Source organism: Steroidobacter cummioxidans (genome assembly GCF_003104955.1).
The window spans coordinates 1-19,052 of record NZ_LSRW01000034.1; the positions used below are offsets into that span (position 1 = coordinate 1).

Annotated in this window: 15 protein-coding genes; 6 read left to right on the plus strand and 9 right to left on the minus strand. The window is 60.6% G+C overall.

From position 1 onward, the window contains the following. Positions 1-448 precede the first annotated feature (448 nt). Complete coding sequence (locus tag D0550_RS17380) at positions 449-781, plus strand: hypothetical protein (RefSeq protein WP_116810462.1); 333 nt, start codon at positions 449-451, stop codon at positions 779-781. 220 nt (positions 782-1,001) lie between these two features. Then, positions 1,002-2,189: a hypothetical protein gene (locus tag D0550_RS17385; RefSeq protein WP_206606363.1), complete on the plus strand. Its 1,188-nt coding sequence runs from the start codon at positions 1,002-1,004 to the stop codon at positions 2,187-2,189. 19 nt (positions 2,190-2,208) lie between these two features. Here D0550_RS17385 and D0550_RS17390 read toward each other — a convergent pair whose 3' ends face one another. After that, positions 2,209-2,667, minus strand: coding sequence for a YybH family protein (locus D0550_RS17390; RefSeq protein ID WP_116810464.1), 459 nt, complete (start codon positions 2,665-2,667; stop codon positions 2,209-2,211). Between the two features lie 141 nt (positions 2,668-2,808). Between D0550_RS17390 and D0550_RS17395 the strand changes: the two genes are divergently transcribed. Beyond that, positions 2,809-4,830, plus strand: coding sequence for an AsmA family protein (locus D0550_RS17395; protein ID WP_116810465.1), 2,022 nt, complete (start codon positions 2,809-2,811; stop codon positions 4,828-4,830). A 164-nt stretch (positions 4,831-4,994) separates the two neighbouring features. Here D0550_RS17395 and D0550_RS17400 read toward each other — a convergent pair whose 3' ends face one another. Next, positions 4,995-6,326 carry a DUF445 family protein gene (locus D0550_RS17400; RefSeq protein WP_116810466.1) on the minus strand — a complete coding sequence of 444 codons (1,332 nt, stop codon included), beginning with the start codon at positions 6,324-6,326 and terminating at the stop codon, positions 4,995-4,997. 280 nt (positions 6,327-6,606) lie between these two features. Further along, positions 6,607-7,980 (minus strand): MBL fold metallo-hydrolase, encoded by a 1,374-nt coding sequence (locus D0550_RS17405; protein ID WP_116810467.1) that lies wholly within the window; start codon positions 7,978-7,980, stop codon positions 6,607-6,609. A gap of 396 nt (positions 7,981-8,376) precedes the next feature. On the opposite strand from D0550_RS17405, the gene D0550_RS17410 reads away from it, so the two are divergent. Then, positions 8,377-9,153 carry a VOC family protein gene (locus D0550_RS17410; RefSeq protein ID WP_116810468.1) on the plus strand — a complete coding sequence of 259 codons (777 nt, stop codon included), beginning with the start codon at positions 8,377-8,379 and terminating at the stop codon, positions 9,151-9,153. 192 nt (positions 9,154-9,345) lie between these two features. Here the strand turns inward: D0550_RS17410 and D0550_RS17415 are convergent, their stop codons facing one another. The 6 genes from D0550_RS17415 to D0550_RS17435 form a co-directional block, all read right to left on the minus strand. Next, complete coding sequence (locus D0550_RS17415; protein WP_275129250.1) at positions 9,346-10,587, minus strand: DUF2254 domain-containing protein; 1,242 nt, start codon at positions 10,585-10,587, stop codon at positions 9,346-9,348. Between the two features lie 160 nt (positions 10,588-10,747). Further along, entirely contained in the window at positions 10,748-12,118 is a 1,371-nt protein-coding gene (locus D0550_RS17420) for a sigma-54-dependent transcriptional regulator (RefSeq protein WP_116810470.1), read from the minus strand. Continuing rightward, positions 12,115-13,236: a sensor histidine kinase gene (locus D0550_RS17425; RefSeq protein ID WP_161965886.1), complete on the minus strand. Its 1,122-nt coding sequence runs from the start codon at positions 13,234-13,236 to the stop codon at positions 12,115-12,117. Before D0550_RS17425 ends, D0550_RS17420 begins: the two co-directional genes overlap by 4 nt. Then, positions 13,223-13,879: a hypothetical protein gene (locus D0550_RS34925; RefSeq protein WP_161965887.1), complete on the minus strand. Its 657-nt coding sequence runs from the start codon at positions 13,877-13,879 to the stop codon at positions 13,223-13,225. Before D0550_RS34925 ends, D0550_RS17425 begins: the two co-directional genes overlap by 14 nt. Next, positions 13,876-15,063 carry a BamA/TamA family outer membrane protein gene (locus D0550_RS17430; RefSeq protein WP_116810472.1) on the minus strand — a complete coding sequence of 396 codons (1,188 nt, stop codon included), beginning with the start codon at positions 15,061-15,063 and terminating at the stop codon, positions 13,876-13,878. Before D0550_RS17430 ends, D0550_RS34925 begins: the two co-directional genes overlap by 4 nt. 13 nt (positions 15,064-15,076) lie before the next feature. Next, complete coding sequence (locus tag D0550_RS17435; RefSeq protein ID WP_161965888.1) at positions 15,077-15,622, minus strand: porin family protein; 546 nt, start codon at positions 15,620-15,622, stop codon at positions 15,077-15,079. Between the two features lie 508 nt (positions 15,623-16,130). Between D0550_RS17435 and D0550_RS17445 the strand changes: the two genes are divergently transcribed. Further along, positions 16,131-17,696 carry a type I restriction-modification system subunit M gene (locus D0550_RS17445; protein WP_116810474.1) on the plus strand — a complete coding sequence of 522 codons (1,566 nt, stop codon included), beginning with the start codon at positions 16,131-16,133 and terminating at the stop codon, positions 17,694-17,696. Then, a complete protein-coding gene (locus D0550_RS17450; RefSeq protein WP_116810475.1) occupies positions 17,693-18,874 on the plus strand; it encodes a restriction endonuclease subunit S in 1,182 nt (393 codons plus the stop codon). Before D0550_RS17445 ends, D0550_RS17450 begins: the two co-directional genes overlap by 4 nt. Positions 18,875-19,052 lie beyond the last annotated feature (178 nt).

A 19,052-nucleotide genomic window follows, 5' to 3' on the forward strand; every position in this document is an offset into this window, starting at 1 on the left:
GCAGCGTCAGATGTGTATAAGAGACAGGCGCTGCCTTGCGCCGTCTGCGGCAAGTGAAGACGGTCGACGACATCGCCCAGATACAANCATCAAGAATCGTTTGTGGAACGGCACACACGCCATCGTCGCCTGGTACTCGAGCCTGCTGGGTCATGCGACGATCGGGCGCGGCATGGGAGACGAGCGGGTGATGGCGCTGGTCCGGCAGTTGATCGAGAAATGAAGATCCGGCCGGCGCTGCTGCTGGAGAGCCCGGAACTGGNAGCGATCATCACAATGATGATGCGGCCGTTCATCGAGCGCTGCCGCTCTTCGTTCAAAGATCCCTGCAAGCGCGTAGGGGCGCGACCCGCTGCGCAAGCTGCGCAGGCGCGAACGGATCCTCGGCAGCATCGCACTGGCAAGAAAACATGGCATCCCCACTCCGGGGCTCGAGTTCGCCATTGCGTTGGCGATTCGCTATGCGCTGAGCGAGGCGGCCGAGCAGGATCTCGAATGCGAGCTGATCCGCAGCATCTACGCGCGCAATTCGAGCGTGGCAGCCGTGCTGACCTATCGAGGCAACTACAACGGCCATCCCTATCAGGGGCTCGATCCGGTCACGGACGCAACACTGATTGCGGCGGTCGCCGAGCACTTCGAAAAGTTGGCCGAGCCAAACAGTCGTCACTGGCACTGGCCGCTCGACCTGACTCGACGCGATCCCACAGCGGATTTTCTCGAAGCGGCCTGCGGCGCTGACTATGTGGCAATCCCTGCCGCGGCAGCGGGCGGGTCGTAGTCTGCAGGTACGCGTACCGGGCTAAAGGCGTCGGAGTCCGAGCTGGGCAGGCTCGGACTCGCGTCGCAGCAGTCTGTCCCGAAAGCACCGTGGATGCGGAAATCTGATAGGCGCTGCCTGCGCCTCGACGCAAGCTGCAAGGATAGGAAATCGCAGCGTGTAGCCGATCGGGGGTAGGCAGCATGAGAACTCGAGACACGGTCAATCGCGCCACTTGCCCGTGAGCGCGCCGACGCCCGGATCGGAACCCGACTTTTCGTTGGTGCTCGGCGGTCCGCTGTATCAGATGTTCCGGCGAACGCATCTGTCGGGAGATGCATTGGAGCTGGTGCATCGGCGCATGCTCGTACTTGCGAGCGTCGCGTGGCTGCCGCTACTGCTGTTGTCCGCGCTGCACGGCGATGCGTTCGGGCACAGGGTGCCGATTCCCTTCATCGAAGATATCGAAACGCATGTTCGATTCCTGATTGCGCTACCGATCCTCATCGCGGCGGAGATCGTCGTGCACCTGCGCATCCACTTCGTCGTGCAGCAGTTCGTGGAGCGTGGCATCGTTGCGCCCGAGGACCTGCCAAAGTTTCAAGACGCCATCGACTCGACCCTGCGCTTGCGCAATTCGGTACTCATCGAGCTGGCGTTGCTGGCGCTGGTGTACACGCTGGGCTTGTGGATCTGGCGCTATGAAGTCGCACTCGAGGTGACGAGCTGGTACGCGAGCGAAGACGGGGCGCGGATACACCTCACGCCCGCGGGCTATTGGAACATTTTCGTCAGCGTGCCGATCTTCCAGTTCGTGCTGCTGCGTTGGTACTTTCGCTTTTTCCTGTGGTTCTGGTTCTTGTTTCGGGTGTCACGACTGCGGCTGTGCCTGCTGGCAAGTCACGCAGACCGGGCCGCCGGTCTGGGCTTTCTAGGAATCAGCGTCAACGCATTCGCGCTGGTGCTGCTCGCTCAGGGCGCAATGCTGGCGGGTTTGATTGCCAACCAGATTTTCCATGCGGGCCGGGACCTGATGAGCTTCAAGGTACAGGTGCTCGGCTTTCTCGCTTTCTTCATCGGCGCAACGCTCATTCCACTCACCGTGTTCACGCCGCACCTGGTGCGAGCCAAGCGCAACACGGCGCGCGACTTCGGTTTGCTCGTCAGCCGCTACACCAACGAGTTTCAGCGCAAGTGGGTGGAGGGCGGCGCACCGGCAGACGAGCCTCTGCTGGGCAGCGGCGATATTCAGTCGCTGGCCGATCTGGGCAATAGTTTCACGGTCGTGCGGGAGACTCGCCTGGTGCCTTTCAGTCTCCAGGACGTTGCCAGACTGGCCGTGATCTCGGCCGCGCCGTTCGTACCGCTGTTGTTGACGACGTTCTCGCTCAATGACTTCGCGACTTATTTGCTCAAAGCGATCTTCTGATTGGAGCAATCGAGGGCCGTCAGTCGCCCTGCGCTTTTGTGCAGTCACAGGCACTGCAGGCCTTGTCGAACACGACGCGCCAGGTGCCGTCCGATTCGCGGCGCCACACCGAATTGAACGTTCCAACCCGCTTGCCGCTGGGATCGAACACCGGGCCGCTGCTATAGGCTAGCTCACCGGAGTCGAGCACTTCGACGTTCTCGGGCGTCCAGGAGAACGGCGGATTCGGTTTCTCGTAGTACCCCTTCCACGCGGCGGCGATAGCCGCCTTCCCGCGGATCGCTTTCTCACCATCGAAGAAGATGGCGTCCTCCGCGAGATGTCGTGTGAAGGCTGCATGATCGCGGGCGGCCATGGTGGCCGCAAATGCCTGCTCTGCATCGCGCACCTCTTTGGAAAGGGGGGTGCGATCGGCGGCGGCCGCACTGGCGAAGGCGGCGAGAGCCACGAAGGAAGTCAATGAAGCCTTGATACTCATGCGCAGTGTTCCCGAACGGATGGCGGGCGAACGATACGCGCAAACTGGTTGCGAGCAAGTGGCCGGATGGGCCAGCGGAGGAACGGGGTGGGGTGGCGGATCGTTAGGTAATCACGCTGCACGGGTTACACGAGGCCGGAGATGCCTGCCAACCTCCCAACGCACCGTTTGCGGCCGCTGAGCTGGCGAGCGGTGCTGAAGTGGACTGCCATCAGTATTGGCGGAATCTTCGTGCTGTTACTGCTCTTTCTGGCGTTCGCCGACTGGAACTGGTTCAAGGGGCCGATCGAGCGCATGGCCAGCGCGCGCTCGGGTCGTGCAGTGACGATCGAAGGAAAGCTCGATGTGCATGCGTTGTCGCTGACGCCTCGGGCCAGTGTCGAGCGACTCACTGTCGGCAATCCGCCGTGGGACGCCAAGCGTCCCATGGTGCGCATCGAACAGCTCAAGGTGCAGGTAAAACTGCTGCCGTTATTTACTGGGGATGTCATCCTGCCGCGCGTTGAGCTGGTTCGGCCGGATGTGTACCTGCATCGTGACGCCCAGGGACGCGCGAATTGGACATTCGAGAATACGCGTCCTAGCAACGCGCCCGCGGGCAAACCTCCGAAGCTTCCGGTGATCCGCGACTTCCTCGTCGAGGACGGGCGCCTCACGATTCGAGACGAAAGGCTCAAGCTCAAAGTCGATGGCAGCGTGCAGGCGCATGAGTCCGTTGCCCAGAACCAAAAGTTTGCCTTTGGGATTCAGGGCAAAGGCAGCATCAACGAACAGCCCTTCAATCTGACCGTGGGTGGCGGCCCGCTGGTCAATCTGGATCCGGACGAGCCGTATCCGTTCAAGCTGCAAATGCGGGCCGGGGACATTCGCGTCGAGTCGGACGGCACGGTGCGCAAGCCTTTCGACCTGGCGCGGCTCGAACTCAATGTCCATGCAAAAGGCGGCGACCTGGCCGATCTCTACTATTTGACCCAGCTCGCCTTGCCCAATACGCCTGCTTTCGAGCTCACCGCGCATGTTCAGCGGAATGTTCAGATCTTCAAAGTGACCAAAGTCGCGGGCAAGATCGGGCAAAGCGATATCGCTGGCGATCTCACCGTCGATGCGTCCCGCAAGCGACCGACAATTACGGGGGATCTGCACTCTCGACAGTTGCGACTGGTTGACCTCGCCCCTGCATTGGGCTCGAAGCCTGCCACGGCCGGGTCGTTGCAGGCGAAGAGTGACGCGCCCAAGGCGGCGACGACTGCAGGAGCGAAGCAGGCGAAGAAAGATCCCAACGCGCGTCTGTTTCCAACCTCACATCTGCAAGTCGATCGCGTTCGCGCCATGGATGCTGACGTGCGATTTCAGGCGGGCACCATCGACGCAGGCTCGGTGCCGTTGCAGAAGGTCGCATTTCACGTGCAGCTGGATGACGGCCTGCTGACAGTGTCGCCATTCGAGTTCCAGATGCCGCAGGGCGCGCTGAGCGGCACGGCTCGCATCGACGCTCGCGGCAAGATTCCGCAGACGAAGTTGGATATTCGAATCAAGGATGTGCAGCTGGATCAGTTGAAAGGCAAGAAGCCCGATGCGCAGCCGCCATTGGAAGGCGTGATCCACGGACGCGCCATCATCGAGGGCCCAGGGGATTCCGTGCACAGTCTGATGGCCGGTGCGGATGGACGCGTTTCGCTGATTTTGCCGAGCGGCGAAGTCAATGCGGCACTTGCCGAGCTTACCGGCATCAATGTGGCTCGCGGTCTCGGTCTACTCCTGAAAGGAAACGACGATAAAGCGCCGATCCGTTGCGGAGTCGCTCAATTCGAAGTGAAGGACGGCACGATGCGCGCCGACAATGTCGTCTTCGATACGCAGGATGTACGCATCACAACACGCGGTGAAGTTCGCTTGGGTCCCGAAGAGCTCGATCTTTCCATCAAAGGCGAGCCGAAGAAACTGCGCATCGCGCGGCTGCGCACTCCGGTCGAGGTCAATGGACACTTGCTCGATCCGAGCATCGGCGTGAATGTCGGTAAGGTGGCGGGGCAGGGCGCTGTGGCCGCTGCGATCGGCGTCGTACTGACGCCGCTCGCCGCGATCATCGCCTTCGTCGATCCGGGCCTGGCAGAGAATGAAAACTGCGCGGCGCTGCTGGACAGCGCCAAGTCAGGATCCTGACGCCGCTTAGATCGCCCGAGCCATTGACGATTCAAGGAGCCGAAGAGTCTGTGGAGACGCCAGTATCCGGGGAAGAGCGCAGCGTCCGTGCGGTGCGCTCTCTGTGTTCCCCGGATCTCGCTTATCAGCGCGCGGCTGGCGCGCTAGCTGGTTTCAAGCGAAATCTAGTGCACGCCCGATGAAGGGGCTCCCTGCGTGGTTTCCGATACGGCGTTGCGGACGGATTCGGCGAGTCCGTTGCCTACTATCTCACCGAGCCGCTCGCGAATGCCTGAGACGATGAGATCGCACACTGGATCCACGATGCGGTCCCGCACCGTTTGGGCGATATGTTCGACGTTGAATGTCTCTCCGAGAGCAATCTGTTCCGCCAACGCCGCGCGAACCGCTGCGCCCAGGCGCTCACGTTGCGCGCTCTCGATTCGATCCTCGACGACCGACTTGAGCTGCTCACGGACGTCCTGGGCGACGCGCTCGCGAATGTTGTCCGCGATCCGCTCGCGCAGCGAATCCAACATGGATTCCGACAGGGCCCCGCCGCCGCTGTTCGCGCCTGACATGCCACCGCCCGCGGCTTGTCCGCCGAATCCGAACCGCTGTTGGCCGCCCGCAGATGACTTCGCCATGAGGCGCTCCGAGATCGCCGATCGCACGGCACCTTGCAGGCGCTCCTCCAATGCCTCGCCCACACCCGCACGAACCACTTCCCGCAGCCGTTCCCTGATGCCGTCTCCCAATCGCTCTTCGAGCTCTTCGCTCAGATGTTCGCGCACCAGCGATATGAGTCGCTCCGGATCCGCGCCACCCGACTGCATTTGCGAGATACCCATCTGCAGTGCCTGACGCAACCGCTCGCGAACTGCTTTCTGCACGCGCTCGCGAATCTCATCTTTCAAGCGCTCTCGTGCTGCACTGATGATTCGCTCGCGCAACGACGATTCCATCGCGGAGCTGAGCCGCCAGGCAATCGATTCGGCCTCTTCGCGACCGAACTGCTGCGCGATGGGACTGTTCATGACGGCTTCGCGGCAGACCTGTTTCAGGCGATTGCGAAGCATCTCGCCCGCGCGTTCTCGTAGCGTTTCGATGATGCGGGTGTGCAGGTTCTCCGAGACGCGCTCGATCAGTTTCGCTTCGACGCGCTCGACATCGAATCCTTCCGGACCGCCCTGTCCCTCGATGAACGCAGCACGAACATCGTCGGCCAAACGTCGCCGAAGCGCTTCGCGTACGCGCCTCTTCAAAGTATCCGCCAGCTGCTCGTGGACCGCGTCTACCAGTTGCTGGTGAATCGCATCGCGAATGCGGTCTCGCAGTTGGTCGCCCAGCTGCTGTTCTCCACCGCCATCGCCGCCCATCCTGTTGAAGCTTCCACCGAATTGCCCCCCACCGAACTGGGCGCCAGCGCCGCCGAATTGCGCGCCGCCGCCGCGCGCGCGCATCGCGGCTTGCATCGCTTGGTTCAGTTGTTGTACGTCATGGGATGACTGTGCCATAGGTGTCTCCTCGGGTCGAAGTTGTTGAAGATTGTCTAGCAACTGCTGTTGCGATATCCCGATGTTTCCTCCTGTGAGGTGCTTGCTTCCATGAAGACGCGCAATGATGAGTCTCGGCTCGCGCGCGAGCTAGTCGCGATCCGCCGTCAGATGATGCTGGCATCGAAAAGCACACCATGGCTGGCGTGTCGCAGCAGTGTTGCCCTCATTTGTTCGAGCGGGCCTCTAACACCTGAACTACTGAAATTGCTGTACCAACGGTTGCGCGGCGGCGCCAGGGTCAGGCAATGAAGCGTCGGTAACCTTCACGTGCGATTCGGTACAGGGCCGGAGTCGCCGAGTGGAATTTGGCGAGCACCTTGCGGCGCAGTTTGCGGGACGAGTCCAGGCGTACGTGATCGAGCCACCCTTGAAAGCCAGAGGCTTTGTGGTAGCTGCTGAAATAGTTGTTGAGCTCGTTGACGCTGAAGGCGCGGCCGTTATCGCCATACTTGGCGACATAGGGCGTGAAGTCGGGGTAGAGCTTGCGCACTCCGCCATGAAGCACGGTCTTCATGAAGTTGCCGATCAGCAGGTCGTCGAATATTTCGTATTGGATCGCAGTCATGAGCGAGTGGCGCGGCGCTTCGAAAGTAATGCCACGACCTTTTGGCCCTCCCAGATCCACAAAATGGTCCTGACCGCCCACTCGCACGTTGACGAACTGGAACTTCTGCCGCAGATGCCCGAACTTCTGGAAGTAGGTACGCAGCGATTGCACGTCCTCGTGCTCGAGCGAGTCCGACCAGTTGTCTCCGAACTCGCCAGGCTCGCGGAATACTCGCGGCAACGACTCCATCGGAGTCTCGGTAATGCGGTCTGCGGCGACATCGTATGAAAAGTAGCCGGGAATAAACGTGCCGCGCTGACGTTTGAAGCAGTTGCCGTGAGCCTCGAGCGGCGTTTCATAGTCCGCTGCCCAGCGCGAGTCCGTCCTCCCGAATACGTGGTGGCAGGAGAACGGAGCAGTGTGCGTGCCTCCCCAATCTTTCAGCAGCTCGGTATAGGCATAGCCCAGAGGCTTGCTCTCGCCCCGCAGCGGTTCGATGCGTTGCCCGTCTTCGGTGAAGAAATTGATCATGTCGGCCGTGCCATAGCTGAACAGCTTGAACACGAACCGGCGTTTGAATGGCTTCACGCGCGCCATCAGCTTTGCCCGGGTCCCAAGGGCGGAGCCATCGTTCAGATTGACGACGAGGCATTTCTCTCCCAGCGCGATGAGAAGCGCGGCATCCTGATTCCAATCCGCGAAGCACAGAATCCTGACGTTAGGTGATATTTGCAGCCAGCAGTCGTCCGCGAGCTCATGGGCCTGGTAGCCGGCGCTGCTCAGGTCGCGGACAATCCGCCCGCCATGGTGGCGCGGCACCAGCAGAGTCTTGTCCCGGAACGTCGACAGCGAATCGAGATTGAGATGATCGGGATGACCGTGCGAAACCCAGACATGAGTGGTCGATGCAAACGCTTCCAGCTGCTGCGCGGTGAAGCGATACGGCAGCACCCAGGATCCGAAGTATTGTGCCCCTTTGATCCAAGGGTCCGTGACCAGTACGGGAATCCCGCCGTCATAGACGATCAGTGTTGCGTTACCGCACGTCTCGAATCCGAGATTCACGGGAGACCTCCGTTCGGACATCAAACAGTCCAGCGCGGGCGGTCATGTCCGTCGCGGCAGCATACGTGCGGCGACGAATTCGGTTCCATAAGGAAAAAGTGGCGCGCAATGTTACAAGCGTCGCAGCTGGCGCGATGACGATGGCAAGTCACTGTTCAGCGCTTGGGGGACCATGGTCCACTTGTGGTCCCGCTGTCCGGCAGATCAGGCTCATTCGTACGGCAGGGTGACCGCCGTGCTCGACTCTTTCTCGCTTGACGGCGCACGAGGGGCGAAATGACAGCGAACGCAGACCAACGCCGCTACCGAACGACGAGGCTCGGCGCTTGGCTTGCGTTGCTATTTCTCGTCGCTACTCCCACGGCATGTACGACGACGTCCGTCGACACTTCCTCCATGACCTTTTCGGCCGAGCCGCTGCTCGGGAAGATCATTTGGAATGACCTCATCACCGAGGACATCGACGCGGCGCGACGCTTCTACGGTGAGCTGTTCGGATGGTCGTTCGAGCCAGAGAGAATGCGCGATGATCGTCCCTATGTAGTAGCTCGATCGGGCCGGGTGCTGGTTGCCGGCATCGTTGAGGTAGCAAGGCATTCTGGCAGCGCGAGCTATTCGAGATGGTTGCCCTATGCCTCGGTCGATGACGTGGATGCCGCCGTCGCCAGGGCAATAGCCGGGGGCGGCAGGGTGGTCGTACCTGCGCGGCAGGTCGGCATTGGGCGCATCGCTGTCGTGGTCGATGCAGAGGGCGCAGTCATAGGGCTTGCACGAAGCCGCATCGGCGATCCCGATGACAGCACGACAGCCTCCGCTCCCGGACGAGTCGTCTGGACCGAACTGCTCGCCAATGATCCTGATGCGGCCAGTCGCTTCTATGCGAACGTAATCGGCTACGTACCGCACATCATCGAGCGGCATGGTGGCCCATATACTTTGCTCGCCTATGGCGGAGTGAATCGCGCCGGCATTTTCCGCAATCCATCCGAGCAGGCCGTACCGACGTGGCTGACTTCCTTCGGCGTCGAGGATCCTGCTGCCGCCGCCGCTCGCGTGGAGGCGTTGGGAGGTAAAGTCATTCTGCCGCCGTCGCCGCAGTTGCGCGGTGGAGCGATGGCGCTCATTGAAGATCCGACCGGTGCGTTACTGATATTGCAAAAGATAGGATCCTGAGCGGAGGCGTCATGCGTCGAATCTCTCGTCTTGCGGCGGCTGCTTCACTGGTGATTGCAGCGCTCCTGCTCAGCGGATGCGCCGGCAATGTAGGCGTGGGGGTTAGCGTCGGCGTGCCGGTCGGCAATCATGGGTACATGAGCGTCGGTGCGAGTAGATGGCGCTGATCGCGTGCGAGCAATAAAGCTCGCGTCACCCGAGGCCGCGCGAATCGCCTCGCAACGAACGCTTATGATCGCTCGCCTCGGTCATTGCGGCTCGAACGCCTGACTGCAACAAGTCGAGCTGCTTTTGTAGTGGGCCCTTGCGATCGAGCGGAGCGATGCTCAGCAAGTCTTCGAGCGCCGCGCGCATGCGGCGCGCGATTTGGGGCGAGCCAGCGCCAGCCATGCGAATTTCGTCGAACGCGAGATGAACGTAATCATCCCATGTCATGGCCTGAGTGATCAGACGTTCGGTGCCGTTGTCGTCGCGATATCGGCCGTCCGGAAACGGACGAGGCGCCAGCTGGCGCAAGCAGTCGTGCAACCGGTCGATCGCTTGTACTGCCGTCGTAGGATCCAGAAACGGTGAGTCGGAAAGTGACCGCTCGGCAATGTCGACCAGCATGCGCAAGCCATAAGCCAGGTCCTGATCGAGCGTGCGCTCGAATCCAATTTCGACGCAGCCTATGGCAGCTTCCGCATCCAGCCTTTGCACCGACCCTTGAACCTCGAGCAGAGGAGCGCCGGCGGGCACGAACTCACCCACGGCGGGCAGCAATTTGAGTACGCAATCGTCTGCCTCGGCTATCTGCACGAGCGCACGATGGTCTACTCGAGTGATGACGCCGGAGTGAGGCGCCCCGATCGTTGGCCGTTCGCAGCGGCGGGGCTGGCCAGCATCCGGATAAAGCGTGTCGAGCAGCTGGCGGGTGTCGGCTCCCACGAGCTCGATGAGAGCCGACACTCTCAGCTTGCGACCGATGTGATTCACATACCAGACGAGCACCATGATGCTGATGACGACGAGTACGAATGCAACGAGCACGGCGAGACCGGGCACCGTGCCGGCACCGTCCGTCTGCACTTCGCGAAGGGTCAGCATCGCATGCGCAAACGTACCCACGAATACGCCGATGGCGAGCTGACTGGGCTTGTCCTGCAAGATGCGCTGGACGATTCGTGGCGAGAATTGACCCATGGCGAGCTGCACGACGACCATGGTGATTGTCAGTACCAGGGCTGCCAGGCTGACCATGGACGCTGCGACCGTCCCCAGGATTTGCAACGCGGCGTCGGGACCACCGCTGATCCACTCGGGAACCAAGTGATAGTCGAAAGCCTTGTCGATCGCGATGGTGCCGAAGGACACGCACACGCCGGCGATCACACACATCGAGGGCACGAACCACAATGCCGATGACAGGCGGGAGAAGGATGGAGCGCGCCTCACAGTCGATGCCAGCTCTAGAGGAAGGTATGGCTCTAAGTCCTAGCCGCTCCCTTTGGGTCCCCGAGAGAGGGAGGACGCGCAATGTTGTGCGCATTTTCACCACTGCGGACCCCGGCGATACGATGGCATCAAGGGGCCGCCAGTAGCGACCCGAGCGTGATTAGAGGAAGTATTCTTTCTTGCTGATCTTCAGCACGCTCAGTCGTTTGTGCAGATAGGTGCGGCGGATGCCAAGGTCGGCCGCGGACTGGCTGATGTTGCCTTTGTTTCTTTTCAGAGTGGCGATGATGAAGTCGCGCTCGCTACGGTCGCGAAAGTCCTTGAGTGCGGAGCCGTCGTGCCGTTCCTCGTCCGCGTCGGCCGAGGACAGGATCTCCTCGGGCACATCGAGGACGGTGATCCGCTCCCCACTCATCACCATCATGCGCTCGAGCACGTTTTGCAATTCGCGAACGTTGCCGGGCCATGCATATCGCTGCAGCTCGGCGACGACTTCCTCGTCGATGGGCTTCGCCTTGAGGTTGTTCTTCTTGCTGAGCTGGTGCGCGAGCACGGCGATCAGCTCAGGGAGGTCCTCGATGCGCTCCCGCAAAGCGGGCACTCTGATCGGCACGACGTTGAGTCGGTAGAACAGGTCTTCTCGAAAGCGCCCCTCGGCTGCCGCCTTCTTCAAATCCTTGTGCGTCCCCGAGAGTACGCGCACGTCGACTTTCGTCACCGTCTCGGAGCCGACTTTTTGAATTTCGCCGTTCTGCAGGACGCGCAGGATTTTCGCCTGCGCCGACAGCGACAAGTCCGCAATCTCATCCAGAAAGATCACGCCACGATGCGCGATCTCGAACAAGCCTTTCTTGTGGGCGGTTGCGCCCGTGAATGCGCCTCGCTCATGCCCGAACAGCTCGCTCTCGATGAGACTGTCCGGAATGGCGGAGCAGTTCACCTTCACAAAGGGCTGGCCGGCACGATCGCTGCGCGCATGGATACTGTTGGCGACCAGTTCTTTGCCCACGCCGCTCTCGCCGGTAATCAGCACGTTTGCATTGCTGTTCGCCACTCGTGCGATGTCGACAATCACTTTGCGGATCGCCCCGGACTGACCGGCGATCTCACCCGATGAGCTGCGCGATGCGGCCAGCGCGAGCTGAGTCCGCAACGTGGACATATCCAGGCAGCGCCGCACCGTAGTAATCAGCTTTGCCGAGCTGAACGGTTTCTCGAGGAAATCGCAGCCGCCGATCTTCACGGCCTGCGCTGCCTCTGTCAGCGTCGCCTGACCGGAAATGAAGATCGCTGGCGCTGTAACTCCGTCCGCCTGCATGCGCTTGAAGAACGACAAGCCATCGATCTCGCCCAACCGGATATCGACGATCACCACATCGACGATGCGTTCCTGCAGGGTACGTAGCGCGGTCGAGACATCCAGCGCGGTGACAACGTCCATTCCCTCCTGGCCGAGAGCAAGCTCGATTGCTTTGCAGATGTTCTTCTCATCATCGAGCACGAGCACCACGGGTCGGGCGGCGGCGGTCATGCCGGCACCCGCGGCAACGTGATGAGAAACAGCGGTTGCCCGTCCCGTTCCTCGTAGCGAATATCGCCATGGTGCTCGATCACGATTTTCTTCACGATCGCGAGCCCCAGTCCCATGTTGTCCTTGTTGGCATGAGTGGAAAAGTACGGGTCGAAGATGCGTGGCACGATCTCGGCGCGCACCGGATCCCCATCGTTCATGACGCTCAACTCCACGTTGCGCTCACCAGCTCCGATCGAGATCGTGAAACGTACCTCGCGGCCAGGATTCGCTTCCACGCCATTGCGCACCAGATTGGTTAGGACTTGCCTGAACAATGTCGTGTCGATATTGGCGTATAAGGTTGCCACTTCCGCGGGCTCTCTCAGCTCCAACGCTGTCGAGGGCATCGTGCTCGAGACCGCTCTTAACTGCTGACGCAGCAGATCGAGGACGTCCACACGAGTCAGCTGAACCTGCGGCAGGCGGGCGAACTCGCTGAACTTATTGACCGTTGCTTTGAGTTGCTGCAATTCCTCGGCGACCATTGCCTCGGTTTCGTTCAGATGGGTCACGAACTCCTGCGAAGTCTTGGACTGGTATGCCCTGGACAGGGAAGTGACCAGCACCTCGATGGGGGTGAGCGGGTTCTTGATTTCGTGAGCAAGCATTTTCGCGAGCTCTTGCCACGACGACATCTCACGCAAATAACGAACCTGCTCTCGCTCATGCAATAGCTCGTCGACAGCAATCCGGTAGCTGTTCGCGACGCGACGGCTGAGCAACGTCGCCACCCCCAGCGACACCAGCACGGCCATGCCGAGGCCCAGCCCGAAGTACATCTTCAATGGTTTCTCGATGCTCTGACTCACCAGCTCTGGAGCCAGATAAATCTGCCTGAGCCTTTCGACGTCCTCGAACTGCGCACGATAGTGATCGCGCTGTGCACTATCGAGCTTGCCCAACGCTCGCAGATTGACTGACGATTGCTCCAGCACCCGCACGACGTCTTCGTTGAACCCAAGACGCAGGCTGGTCCGCAAGGTGTCTTCCAGCAAATGGAAGGACGCGAGCAGCGGCACCGCCGCCATCACCAGCAGCGCTACGAACAACAACGAGCCCACGCTAGCGCGATTCATGAGGCAGGCCGTCCAGACGGAAAGGCTGGCTCGTGAGCGTTTGTTGCCAGACGGCTGCAACGTCCGCGCCGTTCGCATACTGCTCGAAGATTCGCTCCATGATCGCGCTGGATATCGACGCATCGCCGACGCTCAGTGCGCCGGCCGGATCGAGCGAGGACCGCTTGTGGTTCCGCGCCACCCAGGTCCTGATCGCCTCCATGCGCTCGCGATCGATCGGATTGAGCAGCACGACCGCCCGCATGATCAGGTCGATGTCCGCCGGCATGCTGCTGGTCGGAAACAGCTCGGAGAATGTGATCTGCTGCAGTTTGCGAATCACCTGCTGAGCGTCCTGGTAGGTCGTGGTATCCATGCTGACTCCGTCCATCGTCCTGGTCATGGTGAACGTCTCGTCCCAAAGATCGTACCTGATGGCGATCTCGACGGAGCGGGCGCGCAGCTCACGGGCAGCCTGATGTAATGTCAAACGGATCAGCAGCCGGTTGGTGAGGCCGCTGGTGAGGTCGCGACGAAAGCTCTCCGGAAGCGATGCGCCCTGCAGGCGGGCACCCAAGTGGGCGTCGTCTCGCACGGGAGCCAGTTCGGCCGCCAGGGAACCCGTCGTCGCGAGCGCCAGCACAAGCGCCAGCAATGCCTTCATCGCTGCGGATCCCGGGTGGCGATCAGGTAGAGATCGACGATGCCGAACGTCCTGGTGTCGAGGCGCACGCCGGCTTTGATCCCGACTTCGTAGATCCTTTCGTCCTCATTGGTGTAGCCGGCGGTGCCGACGCCCGGCTCGATGTACCAGCGCCCGCGCTTGACGCCATCGCTGGCTTGCAAGGCCCGCGCATAGCTGATCGAGAACAATTGGCTGTCGTCGAACGACGTTCGATACTCCGGGCTGGGCGAGCCGCCCAACTTCACTGTGAGCAGGCCGTCATCGAGCTGCCATGTCTGGCGAAACTGGACATGCGAGCGATTGGCCGGTGACCCCGAGCCGAAATCCCAGCCCGCGCCGATGTGAAAGCTGAAGCCTTGCGTCGGAAAATAGAGATCATCCTCCGAGTTCCAGCCGTAAATGAGCCCATAGCCGCGTTGCCGGTCGCGGACCGTGACATCGAAGTTCGTCGGCCCGCCGAAGTCCCACTCGCCGGTGACCCAGTCCGGATTGGGACGGAACGTCGCGGCGAGCATGAAGTAGGAGAAGTCGCCGAATCTGCGCCCGACGCGCACGTCGAGCTCGGCACCTTCGAAATCGGAGAAATTGCCGTAGATGTCGCGACGACTCGCATTGATCCAACTCGCCCGGGCCACCGCGAAATAGTTATCCGAGCCGAATAGATTCGGATCCGCGTAGCGCAGGTGAACCTCATACTGCTCGTCGTACGGCTCACCGGCGAGCGGCGTCGCGGCCACTGCGGCCAGATCGATCGTCTTGCCGGATCCGAACAGATTTTGATGTGCGACTCGACCGGCGATCACGCTGCGTGTCGCATCCAGGCGGGATGACAGGCCAACGAGCGATTCCGTCGTGATGGGACTGGCTTCAGTCACATGGATCACGACGATGACGGCGTTCCGCTGCGTACCCTTCTCCAGCCGCACATCGACGGCTTCGAAGTTTCGCAGCGACGACAGCCTGAGCTGCGCGTTGCGCAGCTCCAGTTCGCTCAACGGCATGGCCGCCGACAGGTTGAGATGGCTGCGAATGAATTCGCAGGAGGTGGAATGATTGCCCCGGCATTCCACGGTCTGGACCTGCAGCTCAGATTGTTCCGCTGCATGCGCGCCGCTCGCTGCAGCCACTGCGAGCAGCGCAGTTAGTGTGCTCGAGAGTTTCATGTTCGGCCTCGGATCAGAAGCGGAACACAGCGCTGGCGGAGAAAAGATTGAAATCCGCATCCTTGACGTCGACGACTTCATATTCGGCACGCAGTTCGAGCCTACGACCCAGTCGGAGATTGGCTCCGACTCCGTAGAGCAGGTCGTCGCCGCTGTTTTTCTCGGAGACGCTCAAGTCCCCGCGCCTTGCGATCACCTTCTGATCATAGAAGGTGTACCCGAGCTTGGCAAAGAGCGAGAACGCATCGGTGAGCGGCAACTTACCCAGTGCAGCCACCACCAAGCCGTCGTTGTCGACGGAGACATCCAAGCCATCGACGGTGTCTTTCAGTGTCCCTGCATCGATGTACGCCGCTTCCAGTGCGAAGTATTGGTTGAACGAATATCCACCAAAGAGCTTGACTGCGACGCCGTCGGCTTCGAAGCCAGCTACCTTGTTCGTGACCTCGCCGACACCTGCGCCGAGATAGACACCCGAATGCTTGGCGTCGGCATGTACCTCGGCGCTCACAGCCATGCCCACGATCGCCAGTGCGCTGAACATATATTTGCGATTCATCCAACAGCTCCCTGATCCGGTTCTCACGAGTTGCCCATCGAACTCGTGGAGGCAGATAGCAAGCGCTGTGCCAATCACGCGCGAGGCTTCGGATCCCATATTTCATGGGGAGTGCAGGGGCGCGCGGCAGCGGAGCGGTGTCCAATTTAGTGGACACCTGTCTGCACGGCGGCCTGAGTCAGTGGCAAGATTCACCTCGCGCCGGGTCTGGCGGGGGATCCGATTTGCCTCCCGTTCACCATGCGCATAGTATGCGCGTGGCTCTCCTGGAGATGCGCAATGCGGTTTGCCTATCTCGACAAGGTTCCGCTGCCGCGCTTCAATCCAACGCTCATCATCGAAGGCAAGCCAGTGGTTCTACAGCCGCTGGAGCTTGTTTCCGTTGCCACGGACAAGCTGGGAAAAGTTGCGCATTCCCTTGCGGAGGAAGGCCCGCAAACCATTGACGATAACGCGCGCTCATGGGGGGATTTTCTTGATGCCCCTGTGCAACACATGAGGATTCTTGGTGATCACAGGATCAATCCGGAGCCAGATCGATCAGGTCTGGAATGCGTTCTGGTCGGGCGGCATTGCGAACCCAATCGAGGTTATCGAGCAGATCACCTATCTACTGTTTCTCAAGCGGCTCGACGACCTGCATACCTTGGAAGAGAACAAGGCCGCACGGTTGAAGCGGCCGATGGAGCGGCGCGTTTTTCCGACCGGTAAGGACAAACGAGGCGAGGGCGGCGGCCGGCCCTATGAGCATCTGCGGTGGTCGAAGTTCAAGAATTTCGCGCCTGCCGAGATGTTCGAAGTCGTCGACAAGCATGCGTTCCCATTTCTGCGCGAAGGCCTGGCAAGGCGCAATGGTGGCGACGATTCGACCTATGCTCAGCACATGGAAGGCGCGCGCTTCACGATCCCCACGCCAGCGCTCCTGTCCAAGGTGGTCGACCTGCTCGATGCCGTACCCATGGAAGCTCGCGATACCAAGGGCGACGTCTATGAGTACATGCTCGGAAAAATTGCGAGTGCCGGGCAGAACGGCCAGTTTCGCACCCCGCGGCAGATCATTCGTCTGATGGTGGAGCTGACCGCGCCCAAGCCCGACGATGTCATCTGCGATCCGGCATGCGGCACGGCCGGGTTTCTGGTGGCGGCTGGCGAATACCTGCGCGATCGACATCCCCAGTTGCTGCACGATTCGAAACAGAAGAAACATTTCCACCAAGGCATGTTTCACGGATTCGACTTCGATAAGACCATGCTCCGCATCGGCAGCATGAACATGCTGCTGCATGGCGTAGAGAATCCGAACATCACCTATCGGGACTCGCTGGCTCAGGAACACTCGGGTGAGGACGAGAAGTACACGCTGCTGCTGGCCAACCCGCCATTTGCCGGTAGCCTCGATTACGAGAGTACGGCGAAGGATTTGCAGCAGATCGTCAAGACAAAGAAGACCGAGCTGCTGTTCCTGGCGCTGTTCCTGCGCTTGCTCAGGCCGGGCGGTCGCGCCGCCGTCATCGTGCCGGACGGCGTGCTGTTCGGTTCGAGTACAGCCCACAAGACCCTGCGCAGGATGCTCGTGGAGGACCAGAAGCTGGACGCAGTCGTGAAGCTTCCCGGCGGCGTGTTCAAGCCATACGCAGGCGTGTCGACCGCCATCCTGCTGTTCACCAAGACCAACTCCGGCGGCACGGATCACGTCTGGTTCTACGACGTGCAGGCCGACGGCTGGAGTTTGGATGACAAGCGCACGCCGCTGCTTTCGGAAGACAAGCTCGGTGCGACGCCGGCAACTGCATTGAGCGCTGAAGAGCACACGAAGAACAATCTGCCCGATCTGCTTGCACGATGGTCTCGCCGCGACGGCGCGGAACGTCAGCGTCCGCGAACTGCGCAGAGCTTCTGTGTCCCGAAAGCCGAGATCGCCGCGCAGAGCTACGACCTGTCCCTCAACCGCTACAAGGGGATCGTGTACGAGCAGATCGAGCATCGCAAGCCGAAGGAAGTGCTAGCGGAGCTGGCGAAACTCGAGGCGGAGATTCAGCAAGGAATGAAGGAGCTGGAGAGGATGTTGGGATGAGCGGGTGGCCGAGCGTCAGGCTTGGTGATGTGTTCGATATCTCACGCGGCGGATCGCCGCGTCCTATCGACAGCTTCATCACCGATCAATCCGATGGCATCAATTGGATCATGATTGGCGATGCGTCGGAGGGATCGAAGTACATCTGCGCTACGAAGAAGCGCATTCGCGCAGAGGGTGCGAAGAAGTCGCGTGCCGTGAAGCCCGGCGATTTCCTGCTGACGAACTCAATGAGTTTCGGACGGCCCTACATCATGAAAACCTCAGGGTGCATTCACGACGGCTGGCTCGTGCTTTCGCCCCGGCAGGAGATCAGCCAGGATTTCTTTTATCACCTGCTCGGCTCAAAGGCTGTTTACGCGGAATTTGAGCGGCTTGCGGCCGGTGCAACAGTCAAGAACTTGAATAGCGAGTTGGTCAGAGGGGTGAAGGTTCGTCTTCCTCCTCTCCCAGAGCAGCGCCGAATCGCCGAGATCCTGGACAAGGCCGACGCCCTGCGCGCCAAGCGCCGTGCAGTCATAGCTCAACTCGACACGCTCGCCCAAGCCATCTTCCTCGACATGTTCGGTGACCCGACGACGAATCCAAAGGGCTTCGCCAAACAACCGCTCGAATCGCTCATTTGTGCCGATGACACTATCAACTATGGTGTGGTGCAGCCGGGCAATGACGAGAGGAACGGAGTGCCGCTGATTCGAGTGAGCGATCTGGTCGACGGACGTGTAGAGCAAGCCAACCTGAAACGAATAGCACCGTCGATCGAGGCTGCCTACAAGCGTTCCAGATTGCGAGGGAACGAGTTGCTCGTCAGCTGTGTGGGAACCATCGGGTTGGTGGCTACGACGGATGAGAGTGTAAGAGGGTTCAATATCGCTCGCGCTGTTGCGCGGGTTCCGATTGCGGATGACGATCTCCGGGCATTCTTATATGCCTACCTTCAGACTTCGCATGTTCAACGCTATTTTACAAGTGAGCTGAGAACGGTCAGTCAGCCGACGTTGAACATCAAGCAACTGTCGGAGACAGAGGTGCTCCTGACTCCGCGTCAGCTGCAGAGCGAGTTCCGAGAACGGCTCAGAGAGCTGGAGCGCCAGAGAAGGATGCAACTGGCGGCTGAAGCTCAAGGGCACGGTTTATTCCAGTCTATTCAGGAACACGCATTTCGCGGGGAGCTATAGGCCGCGCCGTCAGCGCTGTCGGTGCACCGCAGCCTGCACCCTCAGCCTGTTGCCACCTCAATGTCGCTGGTAAATGCGACCAAGCTCACGCCCGCCACGGCAAACAAGGCGTTGGTGCGGCGTGTGTTCAAGTATGCTGGCGATACGGATATCCTCACCGCAGGCATGGAAACCCCTG

Coding starts and splice junctions, on each gene's coding strand:
- D0550_RS17390 (WP_116810464.1), bottom strand. CDS start 2,667: ATGAGTATCAAGGCTTCATTGACTTCCTTCGTGGCTCTCGCCGCCTTC.
- D0550_RS17395 (WP_116810465.1), top strand. CDS start 2,809: ATGCCTGCCAACCTCCCAACGCACCGTTTGCGGCCGCTGAGCTGGCGA.
- D0550_RS17400 (WP_116810466.1), bottom strand. CDS start 6,326: ATGGCACAGTCATCCCATGACGTACAACAACTGAACCAAGCGATGCAA.
- D0550_RS17410 (WP_116810468.1), top strand. CDS start 8,377: ATGACCTTTTCGGCCGAGCCGCTGCTCGGGAAGATCATTTGGAATGAC.
- D0550_RS17420 (WP_116810470.1), bottom strand. CDS start 12,118: ATGACCGCCGCCGCCCGACCCGTGGTGCTCGTGCTCGATGATGAGAAG.
- D0550_RS17425 (WP_161965886.1), bottom strand. CDS start 13,236: ATGAATCGCGCTAGCGTGGGCTCGTTGTTGTTCGTAGCGCTGCTGGTG.
- D0550_RS34925 (WP_161965887.1), bottom strand. CDS start 13,879: ATGAAGGCATTGCTGGCGCTTGTGCTGGCGCTCGCGACGACGGGTTCC.
- D0550_RS17430 (WP_116810472.1), bottom strand. CDS start 15,063: ATGAAACTCTCGAGCACACTAACTGCGCTGCTCGCAGTGGCTGCAGCG.
- D0550_RS17435 (WP_161965888.1), bottom strand. CDS start 15,622: ATGAATCGCAAATATATGTTCAGCGCACTGGCGATCGTGGGCATGGCT.
- D0550_RS17450 (WP_116810475.1), top strand. CDS start 17,693: ATGAGCGGGTGGCCGAGCGTCAGGCTTGGTGATGTGTTCGATATCTCA.